At 67.4% G+C, this 23,126-nt stretch carries 22 protein-coding genes; 9 read left to right on the top strand and 13 right to left on the bottom strand.

The annotated features are described in order from the left end of the window. Positions 1-6: 6 nt before the first annotated feature. Positions 7-1,110, top strand: a complete 1,104-nt coding sequence (proB, locus tag A5711_RS03950; RefSeq protein ID WP_067944225.1) for a glutamate 5-kinase — start codon at positions 7-9, stop codon at positions 1,108-1,110. A gap of 5 nt (positions 1,111-1,115) precedes the next feature. Here the strand turns inward: proB and A5711_RS03955 are convergent, their stop codons facing one another. From A5711_RS03955 to A5711_RS03965, 3 genes are all read right to left on the bottom strand, one after another. Beyond that, positions 1,116-1,547 carry a DUF5313 domain-containing protein gene (locus A5711_RS03955; protein WP_067944227.1) on the bottom strand — a complete coding sequence of 144 codons (432 nt, stop codon included), beginning with the start codon at positions 1,545-1,547 and terminating at the stop codon, positions 1,116-1,118. A 23-nt stretch (positions 1,548-1,570) separates the two neighbouring features. Further along, positions 1,571-2,062, bottom strand: a complete 492-nt coding sequence (locus A5711_RS03960) for a MarR family winged helix-turn-helix transcriptional regulator (RefSeq protein ID WP_067944229.1) — start codon at positions 2,060-2,062, stop codon at positions 1,571-1,573. A gap of 67 nt (positions 2,063-2,129) precedes the next feature. Beyond that, on the bottom strand, positions 2,130-2,780 hold the full coding sequence (locus tag A5711_RS03965; protein WP_067944231.1) for a TetR/AcrR family transcriptional regulator: 651 nt from the start codon (positions 2,778-2,780) through the stop codon (positions 2,130-2,132). 105 nt (positions 2,781-2,885) lie between these two features. On the opposite strand from A5711_RS03965, the gene A5711_RS03970 reads away from it, so the two are divergent. Next, positions 2,886-4,163, top strand: coding sequence for a cytochrome P450 (locus tag A5711_RS03970; RefSeq protein ID WP_067944234.1), 1,278 nt, complete (start codon positions 2,886-2,888; stop codon positions 4,161-4,163). Here the strand turns inward: A5711_RS03970 and A5711_RS03975 are convergent. After that, entirely contained in the window at positions 4,160-5,008 is an 849-nt protein-coding gene (locus A5711_RS03975) for an NAD-dependent protein deacetylase (RefSeq protein ID WP_067944236.1), read from the bottom strand. The two genes, A5711_RS03970 and A5711_RS03975, sit on opposite strands and share 4 nt — an antisense overlap. A gap of 27 nt (positions 5,009-5,035) precedes the next feature. Further along, positions 5,036-5,575 (bottom strand): cysteine hydrolase family protein, encoded by a 540-nt coding sequence (locus A5711_RS03980; protein ID WP_067944238.1) that lies wholly within the window; start codon positions 5,573-5,575, stop codon positions 5,036-5,038. Between the two features lie 59 nt (positions 5,576-5,634). On the opposite strand from A5711_RS03980, the gene A5711_RS03985 reads away from it, so the two are divergent. Beyond that, a complete protein-coding gene (locus A5711_RS03985) occupies positions 5,635-7,677 on the top strand; it encodes an NAD(+) synthase (RefSeq protein ID WP_067944240.1) in 2,043 nt (680 codons plus the stop codon). A 48-nt stretch (positions 7,678-7,725) separates the two neighbouring features. Here the strand turns inward: A5711_RS03985 and A5711_RS03990 are convergent, their stop codons facing one another. The 6 genes from A5711_RS03990 to A5711_RS04015 form a co-directional block, all read right to left on the bottom strand. Further along, positions 7,726-8,133: a hypothetical protein gene (locus A5711_RS03990; protein ID WP_067944242.1), complete on the bottom strand. Its 408-nt coding sequence runs from the start codon at positions 8,131-8,133 to the stop codon at positions 7,726-7,728. A 126-nt stretch (positions 8,134-8,259) separates the two neighbouring features. After that, entirely contained in the window at positions 8,260-8,808 is a 549-nt protein-coding gene (locus tag A5711_RS03995; RefSeq protein WP_067944244.1) for a YbhB/YbcL family Raf kinase inhibitor-like protein, read from the bottom strand. Next, positions 8,805-9,365 carry a 3-isopropylmalate dehydratase gene (locus tag A5711_RS04000; protein ID WP_067944246.1) on the bottom strand — a complete coding sequence of 187 codons (561 nt, stop codon included), beginning with the start codon at positions 9,363-9,365 and terminating at the stop codon, positions 8,805-8,807. The genes A5711_RS03995 and A5711_RS04000 overlap by 4 nt, the downstream gene beginning before the upstream one ends. Continuing rightward, positions 9,362-10,609, bottom strand: coding sequence for an aconitase/3-isopropylmalate dehydratase large subunit family protein (locus A5711_RS04005; protein ID WP_067944248.1), 1,248 nt, complete (start codon positions 10,607-10,609; stop codon positions 9,362-9,364). The genes A5711_RS04000 and A5711_RS04005 overlap by 4 nt, the downstream gene beginning before the upstream one ends. Continuing rightward, entirely contained in the window at positions 10,600-11,484 is an 885-nt protein-coding gene (locus A5711_RS04010) for an oxaloacetate decarboxylase (protein WP_067944250.1), read from the bottom strand. Before A5711_RS04010 ends, A5711_RS04005 begins: the two co-directional genes overlap by 10 nt. An 11-nt stretch (positions 11,485-11,495) precedes the next feature. Then, entirely contained in the window at positions 11,496-12,917 is a 1,422-nt protein-coding gene (locus A5711_RS04015; protein WP_067944252.1) for an MmgE/PrpD family protein, read from the bottom strand. Between the two features lie 89 nt (positions 12,918-13,006). Here A5711_RS04015 and A5711_RS04020 point away from each other — a divergent pair, with 89 nt between their 5' ends. Then, the gene (locus tag A5711_RS04020) at positions 13,007-13,816 is read left to right on the top strand and encodes a GntR family transcriptional regulator (RefSeq protein ID WP_067944283.1); all 810 of its coding nucleotides are present in this window, start codon (positions 13,007-13,009) and stop codon (positions 13,814-13,816) included. On the opposite strand, the gene A5711_RS04025 is transcribed toward A5711_RS04020, so the two are convergent. Together A5711_RS04025 and A5711_RS04030 are read right to left on the bottom strand one after the other, a co-directional pair. Continuing rightward, positions 13,813-14,691, bottom strand: a complete 879-nt coding sequence (locus tag A5711_RS04025) for a PfkB family carbohydrate kinase (protein ID WP_067944254.1) — start codon at positions 14,689-14,691, stop codon at positions 13,813-13,815. The genes A5711_RS04020 and A5711_RS04025 overlap by 4 nt on opposite strands. A gap of 64 nt (positions 14,692-14,755) precedes the next feature. Beyond that, positions 14,756-15,433: a cation transporter gene (locus A5711_RS04030; RefSeq protein WP_082973761.1), complete on the bottom strand. Its 678-nt coding sequence runs from the start codon at positions 15,431-15,433 to the stop codon at positions 14,756-14,758. A 149-nt stretch (positions 15,434-15,582) separates the two neighbouring features. Between A5711_RS04030 and A5711_RS04035 the strand changes: the two genes are divergently transcribed. From A5711_RS04035 to A5711_RS04055, 5 genes are all read left to right on the top strand, one after another. Then, positions 15,583-17,814 carry an adenylate/guanylate cyclase domain-containing protein gene (locus tag A5711_RS04035; protein ID WP_067944256.1) on the top strand — a complete coding sequence of 744 codons (2,232 nt, stop codon included), beginning with the start codon at positions 15,583-15,585 and terminating at the stop codon, positions 17,812-17,814. Continuing rightward, positions 17,811-19,256 carry a mechanosensitive ion channel domain-containing protein gene (locus A5711_RS04040; RefSeq protein WP_067944258.1) on the top strand — a complete coding sequence of 482 codons (1,446 nt, stop codon included), beginning with the start codon at positions 17,811-17,813 and terminating at the stop codon, positions 19,254-19,256. The genes A5711_RS04035 and A5711_RS04040 overlap by 4 nt, the downstream gene beginning before the upstream one ends. Positions 19,257-19,361: 105 nt before the next feature. Next, entirely contained in the window at positions 19,362-20,645 is a 1,284-nt protein-coding gene (locus A5711_RS04045) for a glutamate-5-semialdehyde dehydrogenase (RefSeq protein ID WP_067944259.1), read from the top strand. A gap of 34 nt (positions 20,646-20,679) precedes the next feature. Continuing rightward, complete coding sequence (locus tag A5711_RS04050; RefSeq protein ID WP_067203379.1) at positions 20,680-21,555, top strand: MoxR family ATPase; 876 nt, start codon at positions 20,680-20,682, stop codon at positions 21,553-21,555. Positions 21,556-21,565: 10 nt separating this feature from the next. Next, entirely contained in the window at positions 21,566-23,011 is a 1,446-nt protein-coding gene (locus tag A5711_RS04055) for a VWA domain-containing protein (protein ID WP_067944260.1), read from the top strand. Positions 23,012-23,126: the final 115 nt, after the last annotated feature.

Consider the following 23,126-nt stretch of genomic DNA (forward strand, 5'->3'; position numbering starts at 1 on the left):
CGCATCGTGATAGCTCAGCGCGACGCCATCCGGGCCGCGCGCAGCCTGGTGGTCAAGGTCGGGACCAACGCGCTGACCACACCGTCCGGGGTGTTCGACGCGGGCCGGCTGGCCGGGCTGTCCGACGCCATCGAAACACGCATGAAGTCGGGCACTGACGTCGTCATCGTCTCTTCGGGTGCCATCGCCGCCGGCATCGAGCCACTCGGATTAGCCCGTCGCCCCAAGGATTTGGCGACCAAGCAGGCCGCGGCCAGCGTCGGGCAGGTCGCGCTGGTGAACGCGTGGAGCGCGGCGTTCGCGAGGTATGGCCGCACGGTGGGGCAGGTGCTGCTGACCGCGCACGATATCTCCATGCGGGCCCAGCACACGAACGCCCAGCGCACCCTGGACCGGCTGCGGGCTCTGCACGCGGTGGCGATCGTCAACGAGAACGACACGGTGGCCACCAACGAGATTCGGTTCGGCGACAATGATCGACTTTCGGCGCTGGTGGCTCACCTGGTCGGAGCCGAGGCCCTGGTGCTGCTCTCCGACATCGACGGTCTGTACGACTCGGATCCCCGAAAAACCAAGGGCGCCCGATTCATTGCGGAGGTCTCCGGCTCGGCGGACCTGACCGGTGTGGTTGCCGGACCGGGCAGCGACTTGGGCACCGGGGGGATGGTGTCCAAGATGTCGTCGGCATTGCTGGCCGCCGACGCGGGAGTGCCGGTCCTGCTCGCCGCCGCGGCCGACGCCGCGACCGCCCTGACCGATGCTTCGGTCGGCACGGTGTTTGCCGCCCGGCCCGTTCGAATGTCGGCGCGCAGGTTCTGGGTGCGGTATGCCGCCGAAGCGGCCGGCGCGCTGACCCTGGACGAGGGCGCGGTGCGTGCGGTGGTATCCCAGCGCCGCTCGTTGCTGGCCGCCGGCGTCACCGCGGTGTCGGGCCGGTTCTATGCCGGAGACGTCGTCGAACTGCGCGGCGCGGACGCGGCCATGGTCGCCCGCGGCGTGGTGGCCTACGACGCGACCGAACTGGCGACCATGATCGGCCGGTCAACCTCCGAGCTGCCGGGGGAGTTGCGCAGGCCCGCGGTGCATGCCGACGATCTGGTGGCGGTTTAGGGCGGCTAGCTGAAGGGGTTGCTGTTGTCCTGCCACGCCGCCGATTCGGGACGCGGCCCGTAACGCAGGGCGTAGTCCTCGTGCATCTTCGCTTGCTTCTTGTTCTTGAGCACGTCGACGAGGTTCGGGTTCAGGCCGTGCTGCGCCAGCCGGTGCCGGCGCCAGACCTTGTTCAATGCGAGCGAAATCAGCAGGGCCCAGGTATAGAGCGGCACGGTCATCTCGGTGTGCACATACAGCGAAGCGGGCAGCAACCAGAATGGTGCGAGAACCAACAGGGGCGGGATGGCCCACCGGATCATGTGCCGGCGCACGGCCCCCTTGCCGGCCAGATCGTTGGCGACCCAGTCGCGCATCGAGCTGGGCAGGCACCGACCGTACGAGTAGGCGATGTACTGCCAGACGTTGGGTTTGGTGCGGGTCTTGGATTCGGTCACGGTGGCTCCTATGGCGGGCGGTTTCAGGACTGCAATGCGCCCGCCGCCAGGGCGGCCGCGTTGATGCGGGTCAACACCTGGTGCAGGTGCTGAAGTTCGCCGATGTCGACGCCCAGACGCGCGACCACGGCGGGTGGAATCTTGAGCGCACGGCGCCGCAAGGCTGTGCCGCTGTCGGTGAGTTTGACGTCAGTGGAGCGCTCGTCGACGGTGCTTCGCGTACGGGTGATCAGGCCGAGTGCCTCCAAGCGCTTGAGCATCGGCGACAATGTGGCCGGATCCATCTGCAACGTAACCGCAATTTCCTTGACCGACAAAGCTTTTCGCTGCCCCGTTCCGGCCCGCTGGTGATCCCAGAGCGTCAGCATCACCAGGTACTGGGGGTGGGTCAGCCCCAACGGCTCCAACAGCGGCCGGTAGACGGCCAAAACGGCGCGGTTGGTCACGCTCAGCGCGAAGCACACCTGCTGTTCGAGGGAAAGCGGGTCGAGCTCCGGTGCGGTCAGCGGCGACATAATTACATGGTATCCCAATAGTTAACGCGCTAACTATGTCGTCCTCGTCACAGCCACGGCCCGTGCATTAGTGCACCGAAGTGGATTTGAGATACAGAGCGCCCCAGACGATCTCGGTCAGCGTGGCGGCCAGCTCCGCGTCATAGTCGCGCGGGTTCACCGGGAGGTTCTGCTGGCAGGATCGCTCGACCATCCAGGTCAGGGCGTTGGCGGTGGTGGCCGCGGGCAATTCCGGTCGGATCGAGCCGTCGGCCTGCCCTTCCTCGATGACCCGGGTCATCCGCCCGGTGACCGCGGTCAACAGGTTGCGGTAGGTCGCCGCGACCAGCGGGTCATAGCCGGCCATTTCGTTCAGCGCGACCAACACCGGTTGGTGCCGCCGATAGCTGGCGATGATGCCGTCCATCGCGGCGCGCACGTCGGCCGGATCGTGCCGGCCGGCCACGCTCCACCAGCGATCCGCGCTCTCGGCGAGGTCGGCGAACACCTGGTTGGCCAGGCGGCGCAGCAGGTGCCCTTTGTCCTCGAAGTAGATGTAGAAGCTCGCGCGGGAGATGCCGGCCGCGCTGGACAGCCGGTCCACGCTGAGCTCGGTGAAACTGGCGCCGTCGCGCATCAGCCGCTCGGTGGCGTCCAGCAGCCGGCGTTCGATCTGCTCTCGCCGCTGCTGACGTTCCTGTTCGCGGTTGGCCTGCGGCTTCCGGGTGACCGATGGCATATGCCCAGCATAGAGCGTCTTGTGACGGCTTGACTAGACACTATGTCTAGGAATAGTGTCGCAGGCAGTCTGTGACCGAGGTCATACGCAACGGAGGGATCGCCAATGACCGTGATGACCGGGACGTCGGGCACCGAGAAGCCCGGGCGTGCCTACGACCCCATCGACCTGTCCTCGCGCGCGTTTTGGTCGACCACCGCGGCCGACCGGGAGCGTTCGTTCGCGGTGCTACGGGCCGAACGCCCGGTGAGCTGGCACCCTCCGGTTGAAGACGCCCTGATGTCCGATCCCGAGGATCCCGGCTACTGGGCGGTCACCCGGCGCGCGGACATCGTCTCGGTCAGCCGCAACAACGAGGTGTTCCTGTCCGGCAAGGGGGTGATTTTCGAGAACGTCCCCGTGGAACTGCTCGAGGCCTCGCAGTCCTTCCTGGCGATGGACCCACCGCGGCACACCAAGCTGCGCAAGCTGGTCAGCGCGGCGTTCACCCCGCGGCAGGTCCGCCGCATCGAGGACTCGATCAAGGCGAACGCCAAGACCATCGTCGAAGAGCTGCGGGCCGCGGGCAGCGGCGTAGATTTCGTCGAGCAGTGTTCGAAACAGCTGCCCATTCGCACACTCTCGGACATGGTCGGGATCGAAGAATCCGAGCGTGAGCACGTGGCGCGGGCCGCCGATGCGCTGGTGTCATGGGCGGACCCCGTCTACCTCGACGGGCGCAATCCGCTGGAGGTCCTGGTCGAGAATCAGATGTATCTGCACCAGGTCGCCGGCGCGCTGGCCGCCGAGCGCCGCGAGCGGCCGGGTGACGACCTGTTCAGCGGTCTGGTGAACGCGGAGGTGGACGGCGACCGGTTGTCCGACGCCGACGTGGCCGCGTTCTTCGTGTTGCTCGCCGTGGCCGCCAACGACACCACCCGCCAGACCACCAGCCATGCGATGAAGGCGCTCACGGACTTTCCCGATCAGCGCGCCTGGCTGCTCGAGGATTTCGACAACCGGATTCCCATGGCGGTCGAGGAGTTCATCCGGTGGGCCTCACCGGTGATGACCTTCCGGCGCACGGCGGCAACGGATGTCGAGCTGGGCGGCCAGACCATCCGCGCGGGGGAGAAGGTGGTGATGTTCTACCCGTCCGGAAACTGGGACACCGAGGCTTTCGACCATCCGGAACGTTTCGACCTGGCCCGCGACCCCAACCCGCACGTCGGCTTCGGCGGCGGGGGGGTGCACTTCTGCCTCGGCGCGCACGTGGCCCGGGCGCAGCTGCGAGCCATCTTCGGCGAGTTGCTGCGGCAGCTGCCGGACATCCAGGCGGGTGAGCCCGCATACGTGGCGGGCAACTTCATTCACGCCGTGCGCCGCATGCCGTGCACGTTCTAACCCGCTGCTATCGGCGATAACTCGTCAGCCAGCAGCGCCAGCAGCTCCGAGCAGCCGCCGTCGACCTTGACGGTGGCCAGGTCATCCCCGCGGGTGCGGCCCCGGTTGATGATGGCGATGGGCCTGCCCAGCGCGGCGGCGTGACGCACGAACCGGTAGCCGGAGAACACCGTCAGCGACGAGCCGGCGACCAGTAGTGCGTCGGCCTCGTCCACCAGTGAATATGCCTGGTCGACAACCTCTTTGGCGACGCTTTCACCGAAGTAGACGATGTCCGGCTTGAGCATTCCGCCACAGCGCGGACAGTCCAGATAGCGGAACGACGTGGTATCGGCGACGACGGCGTCGGCGTCGGGGGCCACCGCGAGGCCGCCGACCGCTTCGGCGCGCTCGGCGAATCCCGGGTTGAGCGCTTCCAGTTGTTCGGCCAGCGCGGCGCGGCTCATGGTGTACCCGCAGCCCAGGCAGATCACCCGCGCGTAGGTGCCGTGCAGATTGACGACATTCTCGCTGCCGGCCTTGGTGTGCAGCAGGTCGACGTTCTGGGTGATCACCCCGGTCACCACCGACGCGCGCTCGAGGGCGGCCAACGCTCGGTGGCCGGCGTTGGGCATGGTGTCATCCATGTGCCGCCAGCCGACGTGGTTGCGCGCCCAGTACCGCTGCCGGAACGCAGGATCCGAGGTGAACTGGCGGATGGTCATCGGATTGCTGGGCGGGGAATCAGGACCCCGGTAGTCGGGGATGCCGGAGTCGGTGGACAGCCCCGCGCCCGTCAGCACCGCAATCCGGCGGCCGGCCAGCAACGCGACCAACTCCGGCGATTCTGCGCGGCGGGCGGTCACCCCGTCCAGCGTACGGCCATGACGTGGTTAACCGAGGCACTCCGCGGCGGTGGTGAGCTCCGCCGACATGTTCTTCTCCATCATCTTGAGCGCCGCCGCGGCCAACTCGGCGTCGATGCCCGCGACCGCGTCGGTCGGTATCACGACGGGAAAGTGCCGCACGTAGGCGTCGAGCGCGGTGTAGAGGATGCACTGCTCGGTGACCTGGCCGGCGATGACCAACCGCTTGGTCTCCAGCCGGTTCAGCAGGTAGGCCAGCGCGGTCGCATAAAAGGCGCTGTGCCGGACCTTGGTCATCACGCGCAAGTCCCCGGCCGGCACAATCGGCTTCACCAGATCGGGGCGCGCGCCGTCGAGCGCGGAGCCGACGATGTCGGAGAACTGGGCCGCGAAATCGCCGTAGTTGTCGTTGACGTAGACCAGGTCCACGTCGTCGGATTCGCGTGCGCGCCGGACCAAATCGGCCAGCGGGTCGATGATGGTGGCGACATTGGGTATTAGTTCTTCAGCATCGGGATGCTGGTAGGTGTTCATCATGTCGACCACGACCACGGCAGTATCGCTCATGATGGAAGGGATACCCGGCGGCCGCGGGTTGACACAGGTCAGGCGACAATGGAAGGGCGATGGACTTTTACAACGCTTACAGCCAGGGCTTTGTCCGGGTCGCCGCGTGCACGCACCACACCACGCTCGGCGATCCGGCGGCCAACGCGGAGTCGGTGTTGCGATTGGCGCAGGCTTGTCACGACGACGGCGTCGCGCTGGCCGTGTTCCCGGAGCTGACGTTGTCCGGGTACTCCATCGAGGACATCGTGATGCAGGACTTGTTGCTCGACGACGTCGCAGCCGCCATCGAGACCATCGTCGGGTCCTCGACCGATCTGCTGCCGGTTCTGGTCGTCGGTGCCCCACTGCGGTACCGCCATCGCATCTACAACACCGCGGTGGTCATCCATCGGGGCGCGGTGCTCGGGGTGGTGCCGAAGTCGTACCTGCCCACCTACCGAGAGTTCTACGAGCGCCGGCAGATCGCGGCAGGAGACGACGAGCGCGGCACCATCCGGATCTGTGACGCCGACGTCCCCTTCGGCCCCGACCTGTTGTTCGCCGCTTCGGATGTGCCCGATTGCGTGCTGCACGTCGAAATCTGCGAGGACATGTTCGTGCCGATCCCGCCCAGCGCGGAAGCCGCGCTGGCGGGCGCGACGGTGCTGGCGAACCTGTCCGGCAGCCCGATCACGATCGGCCGCGCCGAGGACCGCTGCCTGTTGGCGCGTTCGGCGTCGGCGCGCTGCCTGGCCGCCTATGTGTATGCCGCGGCGGGCGAGGGCGAGTCGACCACGGACCTGGCCTGGGACGGTCAGACCATGGTGTGGGAGAACGGTGAACTGCTGGCCTCATCCGAGCGCTTTCCGAAGGGGGAGCGGCGCAGCATCGCCGACGTCGACATCGACCTGCTGCGTTCGGAACGGTTGCGCATGGGGACCTTCGACGACAACCGGCGCCACCACCGCGGGTCGGCCGAGTCGTTCCGGCGCATCGAGTTTCGGCTGGACCCGCCCGACGGCGATATCGGATTGCACCGCGACATCGAGCGCTTCCCCTTCGTCCCCGCCGATCCGCAACGCCTGGAACAGGATTGCTACGAGGCCTACAACATCCAGGTGTCCGGACTCGAGCAGCGGCTGCGCGCGCTGAACTATCCGAAGATCGTCATCGGCATTTCCGGCGGCCTGGACTCGACCCACGCGTTGATCGTCGCCGCACGGGCGATGGACCGCGAGGAACGGCCGCGCAGTGACATTTTGGCGTTCACCCTGCCGGGGTTCGCGACGGGCGATCGCACCAAACGCAACGCGATCGAGCTGTGCCGCGCACTCGGGGTCACCTTTTCCGAAATCGATATCACCGAGACGGCAATGGTCATGTTCAAGGAGATCGACCATCCGTTTGGGCGCGGGGAGAAGGTTTACGACGTCACCTTCGAGAACGTGCAGGCGGGCCTGCGCACCGACTACCTGTTCCGGCTGGCCAACCAGCGCGGCGGCATCGTGCTCGGCACCGGCGACCTCTCTGAAATCGGGCTGGGCTGGTCGACTTACGGGGTGGGCGACCAGATGTCGCACTACAACGTCAATGGCGGCGTCCCGAAGACGCTCATTCAGCACCTGATCCGTTGGGTCATCTCGTCGGGCCAGTTCGAGTCCGACGTGACCGACGTGCTGCAGTCGGTGCTGGATACCGAGATCTCCCCGGAGCTCGTGCCGAAAGGCGAGGAGGAAGAGCTGCAGAGCAGCGAGGACAAGGTCGGACCGTATGCCCTGCAGGACTTCTCGCTGTTCCACGTGCTGCGCTACGGGTTCAGGCCGTCGAAGATCGCGTTTCTGGCGTGGCACGCGTGGAGCGATCCCGAGCGCGGGAACTGGCCACCGGGATTTCCCGCCGACAAGCGACCGGTCTACTCGCTCAAGGAGATTCGGCATTGGCTCGGGATCTTCGTGCAGCGGTTCTACTCGTTCAGCCAGTTCAAGCGCTCGGCCTTGCCCAATGGCCCCAAGGTGTCGCACGGCGGTGCGCTGTCACCGCGCGGTGATTGGCGTGCCCCGTCGGACATGTCGGCGCGCATCTGGCTCGACGAGATCGAGCGGCAAATACCCGAGGAGTAGCACGCTCGGGGCCCGCCCGGCATCGCCGGACGGGCCCGGAACGTCCGCTCACGCCCTCGCGCGGCGCCAGCCCTGGTACTGCAGCTCCGCGAACACCAGCGTGTAGGCGCCCGCCGCCAGATTCAACGCGACGCCGGCCGAGGTCAGCGGGAAGACATCCGCGAGCACCAGCACCACGGCGGCCACCGTGTAGGCCACATTGGCGATGATGACGGCCATACCGGCGCGCAGCACCGATCGCATCCTGGCGAGCCCGAACACGAGCACGCCGTAGCCGATCAAGAACGCGGCCATGCTGTATTCGAACGCCTTCGTGGTTCCCGAAAGCTCGGCGAGCCGGCCGACCAGCGGGATACCGGCCAGGCCGACCAGCCCGCTGATGGCGGCGTCGGCGCGCATGGCGAGGCGGAGCAGCCCGTCGCGGGTGCCCGTGCGGTCAATGGTGGTGGCGGACATTGATGTTCCTTTCGTGGTGGCTGAACGGTCGCCACTCACGCTGCTCGCAGACCACTGCCAGATCGACGCCAGACGCTGCCAATCACTGCCAAGCGCAGGCCAGGAGGGTCGCGTCGGCCCGCCGCCTCAGCGTTCGTAGGTTCCGGTCAGCGCGCCGCGGGCCAGCACGTGCCCACGGATCGCGGCCAGCAGCGCCTTGGCCGTGGCGATGCTGTCCGGCACGGCCCGGTCGATCGCGAACACGTGGAATCGGTAGTGGTGCGGGCCGTGGCCGGGGATCGGACGCGGCCCGGCGTAGCCGCGATGGCCCAGATCCGCCCGCAGGCACCGGACGCCTGCCGCATGCGGTTGCAAGCCGCCGGCCTCGAGGCCGTCCAGCGTCGGCTCGATCACGGCGACGGTGTGCAACAGCGGGCGGGGCAGCGGCACGTCGACGTCGTCGACGATGAGCACCAGCTGCCGGGTCCCCGGCGGCGGCGCGCTCCACCGCAAGGGTGGCGAGACATTGTCCCCGACGCCCTTGCCCGCGCTGGAGGTCGGCATCCCGCCGCCATCGGTGAAAGCGGTGCTGCTGAGGCTGATGGCGGCGGGCGCATCGAACGCCGGCCCGGCAAGGGGACTTCGGTGCGCGCCGGCGCGGACGCGGCGCAGCAGCCGGCCCGGCAGCGCCGTCATGCGCCGCTGCCCGCGCCGCGAATCGCGACGGTGGGCGACCGCAGGAGATCGCCCAATTCGCTGGGAAGATAACCCTGCTCCACCAACCGCGGCAGCACGCCGCCGCTTTCGATGATGTCCAGGATGAGCCCGGGGAGTTTGGGAACGCGTCCGGACGCACCCGTGGTGTCGTTGCGCCAGGTGCCCCCGGTCAGGTCGAAGGTGGCCGTGTCGCCTTCGTGGAAAACGCTGGTGGCATCGGGCACGGTCATGGCCGGAAGGCCGGCGTTGACGGCATTGCGAAAGAACAAGGAGTTGAATTCCTCGGCGACCAGTCCCGCGACGCCGAGCTCGACGAAGAGGGCCGCCACCGGCCGCGAGGATCCGAGACCGAAGTTCTTGCCCGCCACCACGATGTCACCCGGGGACACCTCGTCGGTCCAACCCGGGCGAACCTCGTAGAAAATGTGCCTGGCCGCCTCCGACGGATCCATCTTCATCGCGAAGGCCGGGTACATGGCGTCGGTGTTGAGGTTGTCTCCGAACAGCCAGACCTTGCCGCGAAACTGCACGGTCATGCCGTCACACTCCTCGGGTCGGTGATGTAGCCGGTGATTGCCGACGCGGCGACGGTCGCCGGTGATGCCATGAAGATCTCGGCCTCGGTGCTGCCCATGCGTCCGGTGAAGTTACGTGTGCTCGAGGTGATGCATACCTCCCCGGGACCGACCACGCCCATGTGGTAGCCGAAACAGGCGCCGCAGGTGGAGTTGGTGATGACCGCACCCGCGTCGGCCAGATCCTGCAGGTACCCCAGCCGCATGGCGTCCCGGTACACCGCCTGAGAGGCGGGCGTGACCAACAGGCGCACCCCGGGCGCGACGGTCTTGCCGCGCACCACCCGTGCGGCGATCGCGAGGTCTTCGAGCTGTCCGTTCGCGCACGAGCCGATGAAGGCCTGGTCGACCTTGCGGCGGTCCAGCTGGGAGACGGGCAGACCATTGCGGCTGACCGTTCCCGGCCGCGCCACGTAGGGCTCCAGCGTCGCCAAATCGACGCGGCGGATCTCTTGGTATGCGGCATCGGAATCCGGCGTAACGGCACGGTATTCGGTGACGCCACGGTCCTCGAGAAACGAGGTCAATACCTCGTCGGGCTCGAACGTGGCGAAGTCGGCGGAAACCTCGGCGCACTGGGTCGCCACGGTGCGCCGGTCATGCATCGGGATGCCGGCCAGGCCCGTGCCGCCGAATTCCAGGTTGCGGTTCGGCGCATCGCCGTACTCGTTGGCGATATGCAAGAAGATGTCTTTTCCGCTGACGGTCTCCGGCTTGGCCCCCTCGAGCTCATATCGGATCGTGGGCGCGACCTGAAACCATGTCGTGCCGGTGCACATGATCGAATAGATCTCCGCGGGCCCGAGGCCCCGCGCGGCGGTGTTGTAGGCGCCCGCCGCGCAGGTGTGAGAGTCGGTGCAGGCCAAGACTTCTCCGGGTCGCGCCAGCCCGTTCTCGGCGATCACCTGGTGGCAGATGCCGTGCCGGCCGACGTCATAGAACCGTTGGATGCCGAAATCGGCGACGAATTCGCGGGCCCGCGGACCGCCCGCGGCATCTTTGATTGTCGGTGCGGGCACTGCGTGGTCCATGACGACCGCCAGCTTGTCGGGGTCATGGATCCGGTTGGGCGTAATCCACATCGTGGCGAACTGCAAATCGATGAGCACGGTCATATCGACGTCGACCACGACCGTGTCACCCGCGGACACCACATCCAGACCGGCCTTGCGGGCGAAGATCTTCTCGATGATCGTCATGCCCATGAGGGGTCCTTGCGGGCGTAGCGGGCGTCGCGCTCCAGCCAGTCGGCCATTCCCACCATGTTGAAGAAATCGGCGGGTGTGCTGGGCAGGTGGCCGGCGATGTCGGTGCCGTTCAGTTCGCAAAGGCTCTGCAACATACCAAAAGTCGCCTGCATCAACAGGGTGCTCGGATGGATCGCGATGGCGTAGCCCAGCTCTTGCAGCCGCGAGGCCGACTGCAGCGGCGTGAGGCCACCCAGCACCAAATTGATCAGCAGGGGAGCGTCGACCTCGCGCGCGATGCGCTCGATCTCGCCGTCGTCCTGCGGCGCCTCGACGAAGACGATGTCCGCGCCTGCCTGTGCGTACCGGTTGGCGCGTTCGATGGCAGCGTCCAGGCCTAGGGGCGCCCGCGCGTCGGTGCGCGCCACCACCAGCAGGTTGTCATCGGAGCGGGCGTCCAGCGCGGCGGCCAGAGTCTGTTCGAACACCGCCACATCCACCACCTGCTTGTCGGGCAGGTGGCCGCAACGTTTCGGAAAGACCTGGTCCTCCAACTGAATCGCGGCCACTCCCGCCGCGTCGTACGAGCGAACGGTGCGTACCACGTTCATGGGCGCGCCGTAGCCGGTGTCGGCGTCGGCGATCAGGGGGATGTCACCCAACGCTTCGGTGATCATCGCGACCCGGCCGGCCATCTCGGTCGCGGTGACCAGCCCGATGTCGGGTAAGCCGAAGCCCGAGGCCGCCACGCCTGCGCCGGTCATGTAGGCCGCGGTGTGGCCGGTGCGTTTCGTCAGGTGCGCGGAGATTCCGTCGAAAACGCCTGGCGCGACGATGAGTTCGCGGGCACCGAGCAAGTCCTTCAGCCGTTGCCGCGCCGCGGTAGTGGGCATGACTCTCTCCTTTAGTCCAGGGCGCCCGCGACCGAGGCCGCGAGCAGATCCGTCAGTCGCTCGACGTCGTCGAGGCCGTCGAGATTGACCACCGCCCGCTCGATGGCTTCGGCGCGCGACCGGCTGGTGACCCGGTCGGCGAGCGAGTGGAACTTGTCGACGAGTTCGTCGTTGGTGACGGGGTCGTTGGGCGCGCCGTGCGGCAAGGCCACGCGGGCGCGATGGACCGCGCCGTCCAGGGTGGTCACCGCGACGTCGGTACGAAACTTTTCGGTGAAATCGGCGTGGGTGAGCGATTCGTCCAGGTGCACCGTCGTCGCCGCGATGAGCGACCAGATGTCGTCGGAATCGAGGCGGGCGGCGGTGAACTGTTCGGGCAGCACGTTGCCGTCGAGCAGTGCCGCGGCGGTCGCATAGCCGATGTTCATCTGGGCGCCGATCGCGGTCAGCGGTCTCTCCGGTTGCCACCAACCGTGCTTGTAGATGGTCTCGCCGACGGTGATGTCGATCTTCGAAATGCCCTGGGATACAACGGATTCACGCACCCGACGGGCGGCGTCGATCGCGGCGTGCACCCCACCCATCGCGGCGTAGGACTTGACCATGATCATGGTGGTCTCCCATCGCTGGCCGAGTTCGCCGGTCAGCGGCGCGGCGTCGGGGTCGTGGCCCTCGCCGAAAACACTGAGAAACCCGCCGTATTCGCGCTCGAAAACCCGCTTGATGCCGGTGTAACCGGCCGCCGCCAGCCCCGCCGCGTAGAAGCCGTTGCGCGCCGCCAAGCCGTGGTGCATGCGCTTGCTCATGGCCTCGTACTGGGCGGCCATCAGACCCGCCGACTGCGTGCCGGCCAGACCGAGGGCGTCCTCCAATTGCGCCGGCGGCAGCCCGCGTAACTTTCCGGACGCCATCGCCGCGGCATGCGTGCCGAAAACCGAGCCCGAGTGCCAGCCGCGGTCGAGCATCTGGGTGCCGTGCAGCGTGTAGCCGACGCGCGGACCCACCTCGAAGCCGGCGACCGCGGCCAGCAACAGGTCGGCGCCCGTCGAGGGGTGCGGCCGCGTGGACGCCGTCGACAGCAGGGCGGGAATCAACAACGAGCAGCTGTGCAGCGGGGCAAGCGGGTGAAAGTCGTCGAGCTCGAAGCCCTGGATGAAGGTGCCGTTGAGTATCGCCGCGGCAGGCGCCCCCGTGGTGCGTCCGGTGCCGATGACGACGGTGTCGCCGGCGCCTTCCAGCGTGAGGACGGCGTCGGTCGCGGTGCGTGACCACGGTAGTTGCGCCCCTACCAGCGCGCAGCCGATGCCATCGAGGAGCAGGTGTTTCGCACGGTCGAGGACGGGACGCGGGACGTCGTCGAGCGTGAGGCCGGCGACCCAGGTGGCGAGCCGCCCCGTCGGCCCGTCCGGGTCGGTGGCGGCCGGCGTGTTCATCGAATCTCCCTGGCCAATGAGTAGTTGTTATATACATATAACAACTGATCGGGCTACGCAAGGGAGGCCGTGTGGAAGCATTGACCACCATGCAGCAAGGCGAGGGTGGGCCGGTCTCGGCGGCGGCCGGGGTGCCGCTGCACCGGCAGCTGTTCTTGGTGCTGCACGACGAGATCGACCGTGGCGTCATCGCCGCGGGCGACGCATTGCCCACCGAGCAGACCCTGTGCGATCAGTTCGGCGTATCGCGCATCACCGTGCGCCGGGCGCTGGCGGACCTGGCCGAGCAGGGGTACATCGAGCGCAGGCACGGCGTCGGGTCGTTCGTACGGCCGCACGGACGAGCGGACGTCTCGGGTGTTTTGGCGGCCGGGCGTTCCTTCATGCAGGGGTTGCGACAGACGCAATTCGAAACCAAGGTCGACGTCGTCGAGCTGGGAAAACGCCGTCCACCGAGGGCCATCGGGGAGGCGTTGGAAAGTTCCGGCGAGCTGCTGCAGATCGTGCGGGTGCGGCGCCAACGCCGCACTGATGAGCCGTTGATGGTGACCGAAGCCTGGCTGCCGCCGGAATGGGCCGACGTACTGACCGAACGGGAGTTGCGGCGCAGGCCGCTTTACGAGCTGCTATCCGACGAGGGCGTCGTCGTGGACCGTGTGCTGCACGAGATCACGGCCGAGATCGCCGGACCGCGCCACGCGCACCTGCTCGGCACGGCCATCGGCGCCGCGCTGCTGCGCGTCAACCGCTTGGCGTTCGTGGCCGAGGCGCCGCATCACTACGTTTCGACCGTGCTGTCGCCGAGCCGTAGCCGCGTCCTGCTCAGCCAGACGGCCGAGGAGATGGAGACCGGCGACGGCCTGAGGATCGCCCACGACGTGGGCGGACGCATCGGCTAGCGGGCGTCGCGCAGCGCCGCGTCGATCGCTTCGGCGTCCGGTGCGCACTTACCTGCGCCCGGCAGCAGCGTCGCCAGCGCGCCCGCGGCACAGGCGCGCTGCAACGCGCGCAGCCGCTGGGCGGGCGATCCGGGATGGGGCGGCCAGCTGCCGGCCAGCACCCCCGCGAACACGTCGCCGGCCCCGGTGGTGTCCACCGCGGCTACCGCGGGGGCGGGCACCAGAAAGTCGCCGTCGACGCCCACGTACCGGACGCCGCGCGCACCCAGTGTGGTCACCAAGTGTGTTGGGCGCCAAGGCCATTCGTCGGACTCGGCTTCGTTGGCAATCACCACGTCGGCCGCGGCCGCCAGGTCGGCCAGCGAGCCCTGGTCTCCGCCGGCCGGCGAGGCGTTGACGATGACGACCGCCCCGACCGAACGGGCCTGCTGCGCCGCAACCACCGCGGCCTGCACCGGAATTTCCAACTGCGTCAATAACACGTCACAGCCTGCGATGACGCTTCGCGCGGCGGCGGCATCCAGCGCCAGCCGGCCGTTGGCGCCCGGCGCGACCACGATGGTGTTCTCGGCGTGGGCGTCGACGACCACGATCGCCGTGCCGCTCGGTCCGGGCGTTTCGGCGGTGGCGTCCAGGCTCACGCCGTTGCCCAGCAGGTGGGCGCGCAATTCCGCGGCGGCCGGGTCATCGCCGATCGCGCCGACGAATTGCACGCGTGCGCCCGCGCGCGCCGCCGCCACCGCCTGGTTACCGCCCTTACCGCCCGGCGCGTAGGTCAGCGACGACGCCAGCACCGTCTCGCCGGGAGAGGGGAGGGCATCGACGCGGAGCGACAGGTCCATGTTCACGCTGCCGACCACACAGACTCGGGCCATTACGTTGACGTTAGTCGGTAACCAGGGCCAAATCGTGTGCCGTGACCTGGGTTTGGCACTCGCGTCAGCATGCGCATTCCTCGCCACGCCACGCCGTGAGACCCTCCCGGACCGCAAAGCCGGCGATGACGAGTCCGACCGCCGAGTCCAGCCACCAGCCGCTCGGCCACACGGCGATGACGGCCAGTGTGAGTAGCACCGCCGCGGATTGCGCGGCGCACAAATAGTTTTGTGTGCCCTCCCCGGCCGTGGCGCGCGAGTCCAGGCGTCTGCCGAGCCTCTGCTTGGCCCAGCCGAGAAGCGGCATCAAAACCAGCGCCGCGGCGGTCAGGGCCATGCCGATCCATGTCGTCTCGGGGCGGGCCCCCGCGAGCAAGCTACGGACCGATTCAAAGGCGATGTAGGGCGCGATGAGCCAGAACGAGATGGCCACCCCGCGTTGCGCCCGGCGCTCCGAGGTCTCCGAGAGCGTGCGTGAACCCGTGAACCGCCACACGACCATCACGCTCGCCAGGCCCTCGACCGCGCTACCCAGCGCCCATCCGATCAGGGAGACGGATCCGGCGGCAAACCCTTGCCACAGGCCGAGCGCGCCCTCCGCGCACATCCACGCCAGGCTCGCCCACGCGAGCCATCGCGCCAAGCGCGCAGCCCGTACCCATCGCGCGTCGCGCTCCGAGCGTTGGATGGTTGTCACGTCGGTCGCCCCGCAACCGCAACCCTCCGCGTACCCATCGCTCATGACGCCAAGAATAAGTTGACTCCATTAGCTGAATAAAGGCGCGGGCAGCGTCAGCCTCGAACGCTTTGGCGCAATCGCCCATATCTTGAGACACGCGCGCTAATGTGCTGCGTGAGCGATGCTGCGTGTCCGAGGAAGGGCGAAGTCGAGTGACATCGAGCGAGCTGCAAAACGCTGAGCCGGCTTCCAAGACCGCACCCGAACACGCTTCGGACCAGGCTGCGGCCGCCATTGAGGAAGGCGAGCCTCGCAAGACCCGTAAGTTTCGCCGCCGTCGGCTTTTCCGGATCGGCCTGCAATCCAAGCTCTTGCTGACGCTGCTCCTCTGCAGCATCCTCTCTATCGGGGTGATCGGCTTCATCGGGGCGTCGTCGGGCCGCAACGCCCTGCGCCAAGTCGAATCCGAGCGACTCACCGAACTGCGCGAGTCCCAGGCGCGGCAGGTGCAGTCGCTCTTCAGGGAGGTGACCAACTCCCTGATCGTCTACAGCGGCGGCTTCAGCATCGTCGAAGCGACGACGGCGTTCACCGATGGATTCGCCCAATTGTCCAATGCGACGATCAACCCGGCGCAGCAGCAGGCGATCTTCAACTACTACGACGACAACATGATCAAGCCGATCAAACGGATCACCGGTGAAGATCTCGATCGCAACGCGATCCTGCCGAGTTCCAACGCGCAGAAGTACCTTCAGGCCTACTACACCGCGCCTTACCATTCGATCTCCGAGGCGAGGAAGGTTGACGACGCCGGCGACGGCAGCGCGTGGTCGGCGGCCAACGCTCGCTACGGCTTCTACATGCGCGAGATCGTCACCCGCTTCGAGTACCCCGATGCGCTGTTGCTGGACATGCAGGGCAACGTCGTCTATTCGGTGAACAAGGGCCCGGACTTGGGCACCAACATTCTGACCGGGCCTTACCGGGAATCCAAGTTGCGCGATGCCTACCAAAAGGCTTTGCGCTCAAACGATCTCAGCTTCGTCTGGATCACCGACTTCCAGCCGTACCAGCCGGAGCTCGACACCCCCACGGCCTGGGCGGTGTCGCTGGTGGGAATGAACGGAAAATTCAACGGCGTCATGGCCCTGCCACTGCCGATCTCGAAGATCAACAGGATCATGACCGCCGACAAACACTGGGATGCCGCGGGAATGGGCCCGTCGACCGAGACTTACCTCGCCGGAGCCGACAACCTGATGCGTTCCGACTCAAGGCTTTTCCTGGAGGATCCGGCTGAATACCGGCGCGAGGCGGTGGCATCGGGCACCCCGCCCGACGTTGTCGACGAAGCGATCCGGCTGGGTGGCACGACCCTCGTCCAGCCGGTGCCCACCGCGGGTCTTCGCGCTGCCCAACGTGGGCAGACCGGAGTAATCAGCGCCACCGACTATCTGGGCAACCGGGAGCTGGAGGCCTACGCGCCGCTGATCGTGCCGAACTCCGATCTGCACTGGTCGATCCTGGCGACACGGGACAACTCCGACGCTTTCGCGCGCCTGGGCAGGTTCAGCAGGACGGTGGTGCTGGCGGTGGCGATCATGATCTTCGCCATCTGCGTCGCGTCGATGGTGCTGGCCCAGCTGATGTTGCGGCCGATCCGTCGGCTGCAGGCCGGCACGCAGAAGATCAGCTCCGGCAACTACGAGGTCAACATCCCGGTCACCACCCGCGACGAGATCGGCGACCTGACCGCGGCTTTCAACGAAATGAGTCGCAGCCTGGCAATCAAGGAGGAACTTCTCAACGAGCAGCGCCGGGAGAACGACCGCCTGTTGCTGGCGCTGATGCCCGAGTCCGTTGTTCAGCGATATCGCGAGGGGCAGGAGACCATCGCGCTGGAACACCAGGGCGTGGCCGTCATCTTCGCCGAAATCGTCGGGCTCGACGAAGTTTCCGTGGATGTATCCGGCGACGAGCTCGTCGGGATGGTCGACGAACTGTTCCGGCAGTTCGATTCGGCGGCCGAATCTCTGGGCGTCGAGCGGATTCGCACCTTCCACAACGGCTATCTCGCCAGCTGCGGTGTGGTCACGCGGCGCCTGGACAGCATCCACCGCAGCGTCGACTTTGCCATCGAAATGCGCCAAATCATCGATAGGTTCAACGGCCAGACCGGCCACCAGCTGCGCCTTCGAGTGGGCATCAGCACCGGTGACGTCATCAGCGGACTGGTGGGTCGCTCGGGGCTCGTCTACGACATGTGGGGCGCCGCGGTCAGCCTTGCCTACCGGATGCAAAGCGGCGCAAACCAATCGGGCATCTACGTCACCTCCCAGGTGTACGAGGCGATGCGGGACGTGCGGCAGTTCACGCCGGCCGGCACCATTTCGGTCAGCGGAACCGACCAGGAGATCTACCGGTTGTCGGAGCGATCATGAACCTGTTCGACTCATCGTGGTTCTACTGGGCCATCGGCGTAGCGGTCGGATTCCCGATTGCCTTGATCCTGCTTACCGAGCTGCACCGCACGCTGGTCCGCCGAGACAGCCAGCTGGCCCGGCAGGTCAGCCTGCTGCGCAACTACCTGCTGCCGCTGGGCGCGTTGTTGCTGCTGCTCGTCGAGGCTTCGCAGGTGCCCGCCAAAGACGGCTCGGTGCGGATCCTCACCACGCTCTTCGGCCTGCTGGTGCTCGTGCTGGTCTTGTCCGCGCTGAACGCCACCGTGTTCGAGGGCGCGCCCGACAAGAGCTGGCGCAAACGGCTGCCCGCCATATTCATCGATGTCGCCCGCTTCGGAGTCATCGGCGTCGGCCTGGCGGTCATGCTGTCAATGATCTGGGGCGTCCGGATCGGTGGCCTGTTCACCGCGCTCGGCGTCACCTCGGTTGTCATCGGCCTGATGCTGCAGAACTCCGTCGGCCAGGTGGTGTCCGGGTTGTTCGTGCTGTTCGAGCAGCCATTCCGGATCGATGAGTGGCTGGACACCGGGACCGCGCGAGGGCGTGTCGTCGAAGTGAACTGGCGGTCCGTGCACATCGACACGGGCAGCGGCATCCGCATCATGCCCAACTCGATGCTCGCCAGCACCTCGTTCACCAACCTCAGTCGCCCGTCGCGCGCGTACGACTGCGCGATCACAACCAAGTTCGCGCCCGGCGATTCCCCGGACAAGGTGTGCGAGATGCTCACGCGGGTCGCTGCGGCGTTGCCGGCCCGCAGACCCGGAATCTTGCCCACCGCAGTCTCCTTGGGCGGCGCCCAGTACCGCACGACCATCCGGTTGGCGTCCCCCGCCGACGCCGAAGCCACCGAAGCGACCTTCCTGCGCTGGGTTTGGTATGCGGCGCGGCGGGCGCGCCTGCATCTCGACGGTGCCGACGACAACTACTCCACCAAACAACGCGTGGAAAAAGCCTTACGCACGGTCGTCGCGCCGGCGTTGCGGCTGAGCCATACCGATCAGCAATCGCTCGTCCCGTACGCGAAGCTCGTCCGCTACGGCGCCGACGAAATCCTCGAATCCGCAGGCCAGGTCTCGCCCGGCATGACCTTCCTGGTGGCCGGCCGGGTGCGCTTGACGGCGACGACCGACGACGGCTCGGTGGTGCCGGTCACCACCCTGGACGAGGGATCGTTCCTGGGCCTGACCGCGCTGACCCGCCAGCCCAACCTCGCCGGCGCGTACGCGCTGGACGAGGTGACGGCGCTGCAGATCGATCGCGAGCACCTCGAGCATCTGGTGATGCGTAAGCCGTTGCTGCTCCAAGACTTAGGACGACTCATCGAGGAGCGACAAGCCAAGGTGCGACAGGTGACGCACCGTGAACGGATCAGCCTGACCCGCATCGGGGCGCCGGCGGCGGCAAAAACGCTCCGCTGACCCGCCGGAGACCGCGACTTGATAGTCGGCGCGTTACGCGCGGGACGGAAGCCGTAATACCCGGGCCGCCTCACCTGGCCGGTTAAGGCCCGATACCCTGGTTCAATGAGTCTGCAAGCACCATTCCTCAGCGGTGGGGCTCAACAGCGGGAGTCTGACTTGCGCCGGGAGGTGCACAATGCCGCTCGCCGCGCCCGCGTCGCCTCCCGCGTCCTGGCGTTGCTCCCGACGGTCGCCAAGGACCAGGCGCTGCGGTCGGCCGCCGACGCGGTAGCGTCCCACACCGACTTGATCCTGTCGGCCAATGCCGAAGACCTCCGCGCCGCCGAGGCTGCCGGCACCCCGACCGCCATGCTCGACCGGCTGGCGCTGGACCCCAAACGGGTCGAGGGAATCGCCGCCGGCCTGCGTCAGGTCGCCGGGTTGCCCGACCCGGTCGGCGAGGTGCTGCGCGGCTACACGCTGCCGAACGGATTGCATCTGCGCCAGCAGCGCGTGCCGCTCGGCGTCGTCGGCATGATCTACGAAGGCCGGCCCAACGTCACCGTCGACGCCTTCGGTCTGGCGCTCAAGTCGGGCAACGCCGTGTTGCTGCGCGGAAGTTCCTCCGCCGCGCGGTCCAACCAGGCGCTGGTGCAGGTGCTGCGCGCTTCGCTGGTCAGCGAGGACCTCCCCGCCGATGCGGTGCAACTGCTTTCGGCCGCCGATCGCGCCACGGTTACGCACCTGATCCAGGCCCGCGGCCTGGTCGACGTGGTGATTCCGCGCGGGGGAGCCAGTCTGATCAACGCGGTGGTTCGCGACGCGCAGGTGCCCACCATCGAAACCGGCGTGGGCAACTGCCACGTCTACGTCCACGAAGGCGCCGACCTGGACGTCGCGGAACGGATCCTGCTGAACTCCAAGACCCGTCGGCCCAGCGTCTGCAACGCCGCCGAGACGCTGTTGGTCGATGCCACCATCGCCAAGAAGGCGCTGCCCCGGTTGGTGGCCGCCCTGGAGGACGCTGGCGTGACCGTGCACGGCGGATCCTCGGCGGATGCGGGGGAGGACGACCTGCGCCGCGAGTACCTGTCGATGGACATCGCGGTCGCGGTGGTGGACGGCATCGATGCCGCGATCGCCCACATCAACGAGTACGGCACCGGGCATACCGAGGCCATCGTCACCAGCAATATGGCTGCGGCGCAACGGTTTAGCGACGGCGTCGACGCCGCCGCAGTGATGATCAACGCGTCGACGGCGTTCACCGACGGTGAGCAGTTCGGTTTCGGCGCCGAAATCGGCATCTCCACCCAGAAATTGCATGCGCGGGGCCCCATGGGGCTGCCGGAACTGACCTCGACCAAGTGGATCGCGTGGGGCGACGGGCAGATCCGTCCAGCCTGACCGCGACGAAAAGTGCTTTAGGAGAACCGACATAGTGAGCGTGCCCGCCCGGCCCAAGCCGCTGTTCGCCGACATCGACGACGTCTCGCGACGGTTGGCCGAGACCGGTTACCTGCCCGACACCGCCACCGCGACCGCGGTGTTCCTGGCCGACCGGCTGGGCAAGCCGCTGCTGGTGGAGGGCCCCGCCGGGGTGGGCAAGACCGAGCTGGCCCGCGCCGTCGCCCAGGCGACCGGTTCCGGACTCGTCCGGTTGCAGTGCTACGAGGGCGTGGACGAGGCGCGCGCGCTCTACGAATGGAACCACGCCAAGCAGATCCTGCGCATCCAGGCGGGCTCCGGTGACTGGGACCAGACGAAGGACGACGTGTTCAGCGAGGAGTTCCTGCTGCAGCGCCCGCTGCTGACCGCCATCCGGCGCACCGAGCCCACGGTTCTGTTGATCGACGAAACCGACAAGGCCGACATCGAAATCGAGGGCCTGCTGCTCGAGGTGTTGTCCGACTTCGCCGTGACCGTCCCGGAACTGGGCACGATCACCGCGGAGCGGACGCCGTTCGTGGTGTTGACCTCCAACGCCACCCGCGAACTGTCGGAGGCCCTCAAGCGTCGGTGCCTGTTCCTGCACATCGACTTTCCCAGTCCCGAATTGGAGCGCCGCATCCTGTTGTCGCGGGTGCCGGAGCTGCCGCAGCATCTCGCCGATGAGTTGGTGCGCATCATCGGCGTGCTGCGCGGCATGCAACTCAAGAAGCTTCCGTCAGTCGCCGAGACGATTGACTGGGGACGCACGCTGCTCGCGCTGGGCCTGGACACCATCGACGACTCCGTCGTCGCCGCCACCCTGGGCGTGGTCCTCAAGCATCAGTCCGACCAGCAGCGCGCAACCGGCGAGCTCCGGTTGAACTAGGGACGCACCGATGGCCCCCCGCCGCATCCGCCCCACCCGGCCGCTCGCCCCGCACGGGCTGCCCGGGCACCTGGTGGGTTTCGTGGAAGCACTTCGCGGAGTTGGCATTTCGGTTGGCCCATCCGAGACGGTGGACGCCGGCCGGGTGATGGCCACGCTGGGTTTGGGCGACCGTGAGGTGTTACGCGAGGGCATCGCCTGCGCCGTGCTGCGGCGTCCCGAACACCGCGAGACCTACGACGCCATGTTCGACCTGTGGTTCCCCGCGGCGCTGGGCACACGCGCGGTGGTGACCGACGAGGAGGCCGACGCGACGTCGGGCGACTCCTTGCCGCCCGACGACGTCGAGGCGATGCGCCAGATGCTGCTGGATCTGCTCACCGAGAACCCCGACCTTGCCGGCATGGACGAGCGGCTGGTCGCGATGATCGCGCGCATCGTGGAGGCCTACGGCAAATACAGTTCCAGCCGCGGCCCGTCGTTCTCGTCGTACCAGGCGCTCAAGGCGATGGCCCTGGACGAATTGGAGGGCAAGCTGCTGGCAGGGCTACTCGCCCCGTACGGCGACGAACCCACGCCCACCCAGGAACAGATCGCCAAAGCCATGGCGGCGCAGCGGATCACGCAACTGCGCAAGATGGTCGACGCCGAGACCAAGCGACGGACCGCCGAGCAGCTGGGCCGTGACCACGTCCAGATGTACGGCATCCCACAGCTTTCCGAGAACGTCGAGTTTCTGCGCGCCTCCGGCGAACAGCTGCGCCAGATGCAACGGGTGGTGGCGCCGCTGGCCCGGACCCTGGCCACCCGGCTCGCGGCCCGGCGGCGGCGCAGCCGCGCCGGCGTGATCGACCTGCGCAAGACGCTGCGCAAGTCGATGTCCACCGGCGGCGTGCCGATCGACGTGGTGCTGGCCAAACCCCGTCCGGCGCGACCGGAGCTGGTGGTGCTGTGTGACGTGTCCGGTTCCGTCGCCGGGTTCAGCCACTTCACCCTGCTGCTGGTACACGCGCTGCGCCAACAGTTCTCGCGGGTCAGGGTGTTCGCGTTCATCGACACCACCGACGAGGTGACCCACATGTTCGGGCCCGAAGCCGACCTGGCCGTGGCGATCCAGCGGATCACGCGGGAGGCCGGCGTGTACAGCCGCGACGGACATTCCGACTACGGCAACGCCTTCGCGTCGTTCGTGCAGGCGTTCCCCAACGTCCTTTCCCCGCGCAGCTCGCTGCTGGTGCTCGGTGACGGCCGCACCAACTACCGCAATCCGGAGACCGAGCTGCTGGCCCACATGGTGACCGCCAGCCGGCACGCGCACTGGCTGAATCCCGAGCCCAAGCACCTGTGGGGCAGCGGCGACTCGGCGGTGCCGCGCTACCAAGAAGTCATCACGATGCATGAATGCCGGTCGGCCAAGCAGCTCGCCGCCGTGATCGACCAGCTGCTGCCGGTCTGAGGACGTTCTTCGTCCCTGCGTCACGCTCGGGCGCCGGTGTGACGCTCGCCGGAGGTCCCGGGATGCGGGCCGGCCCGCGGACTGAGGAATCAGGCCGGATCGCCGCCTCAAGTAA

Origin of the sequence: Mycobacterium sp. E2238 (assembly GCF_001672665.1) — a bacterium.
Classification (GTDB): domain Bacteria; phylum Actinomycetota; class Actinomycetes; order Mycobacteriales; family Mycobacteriaceae; genus Mycobacterium.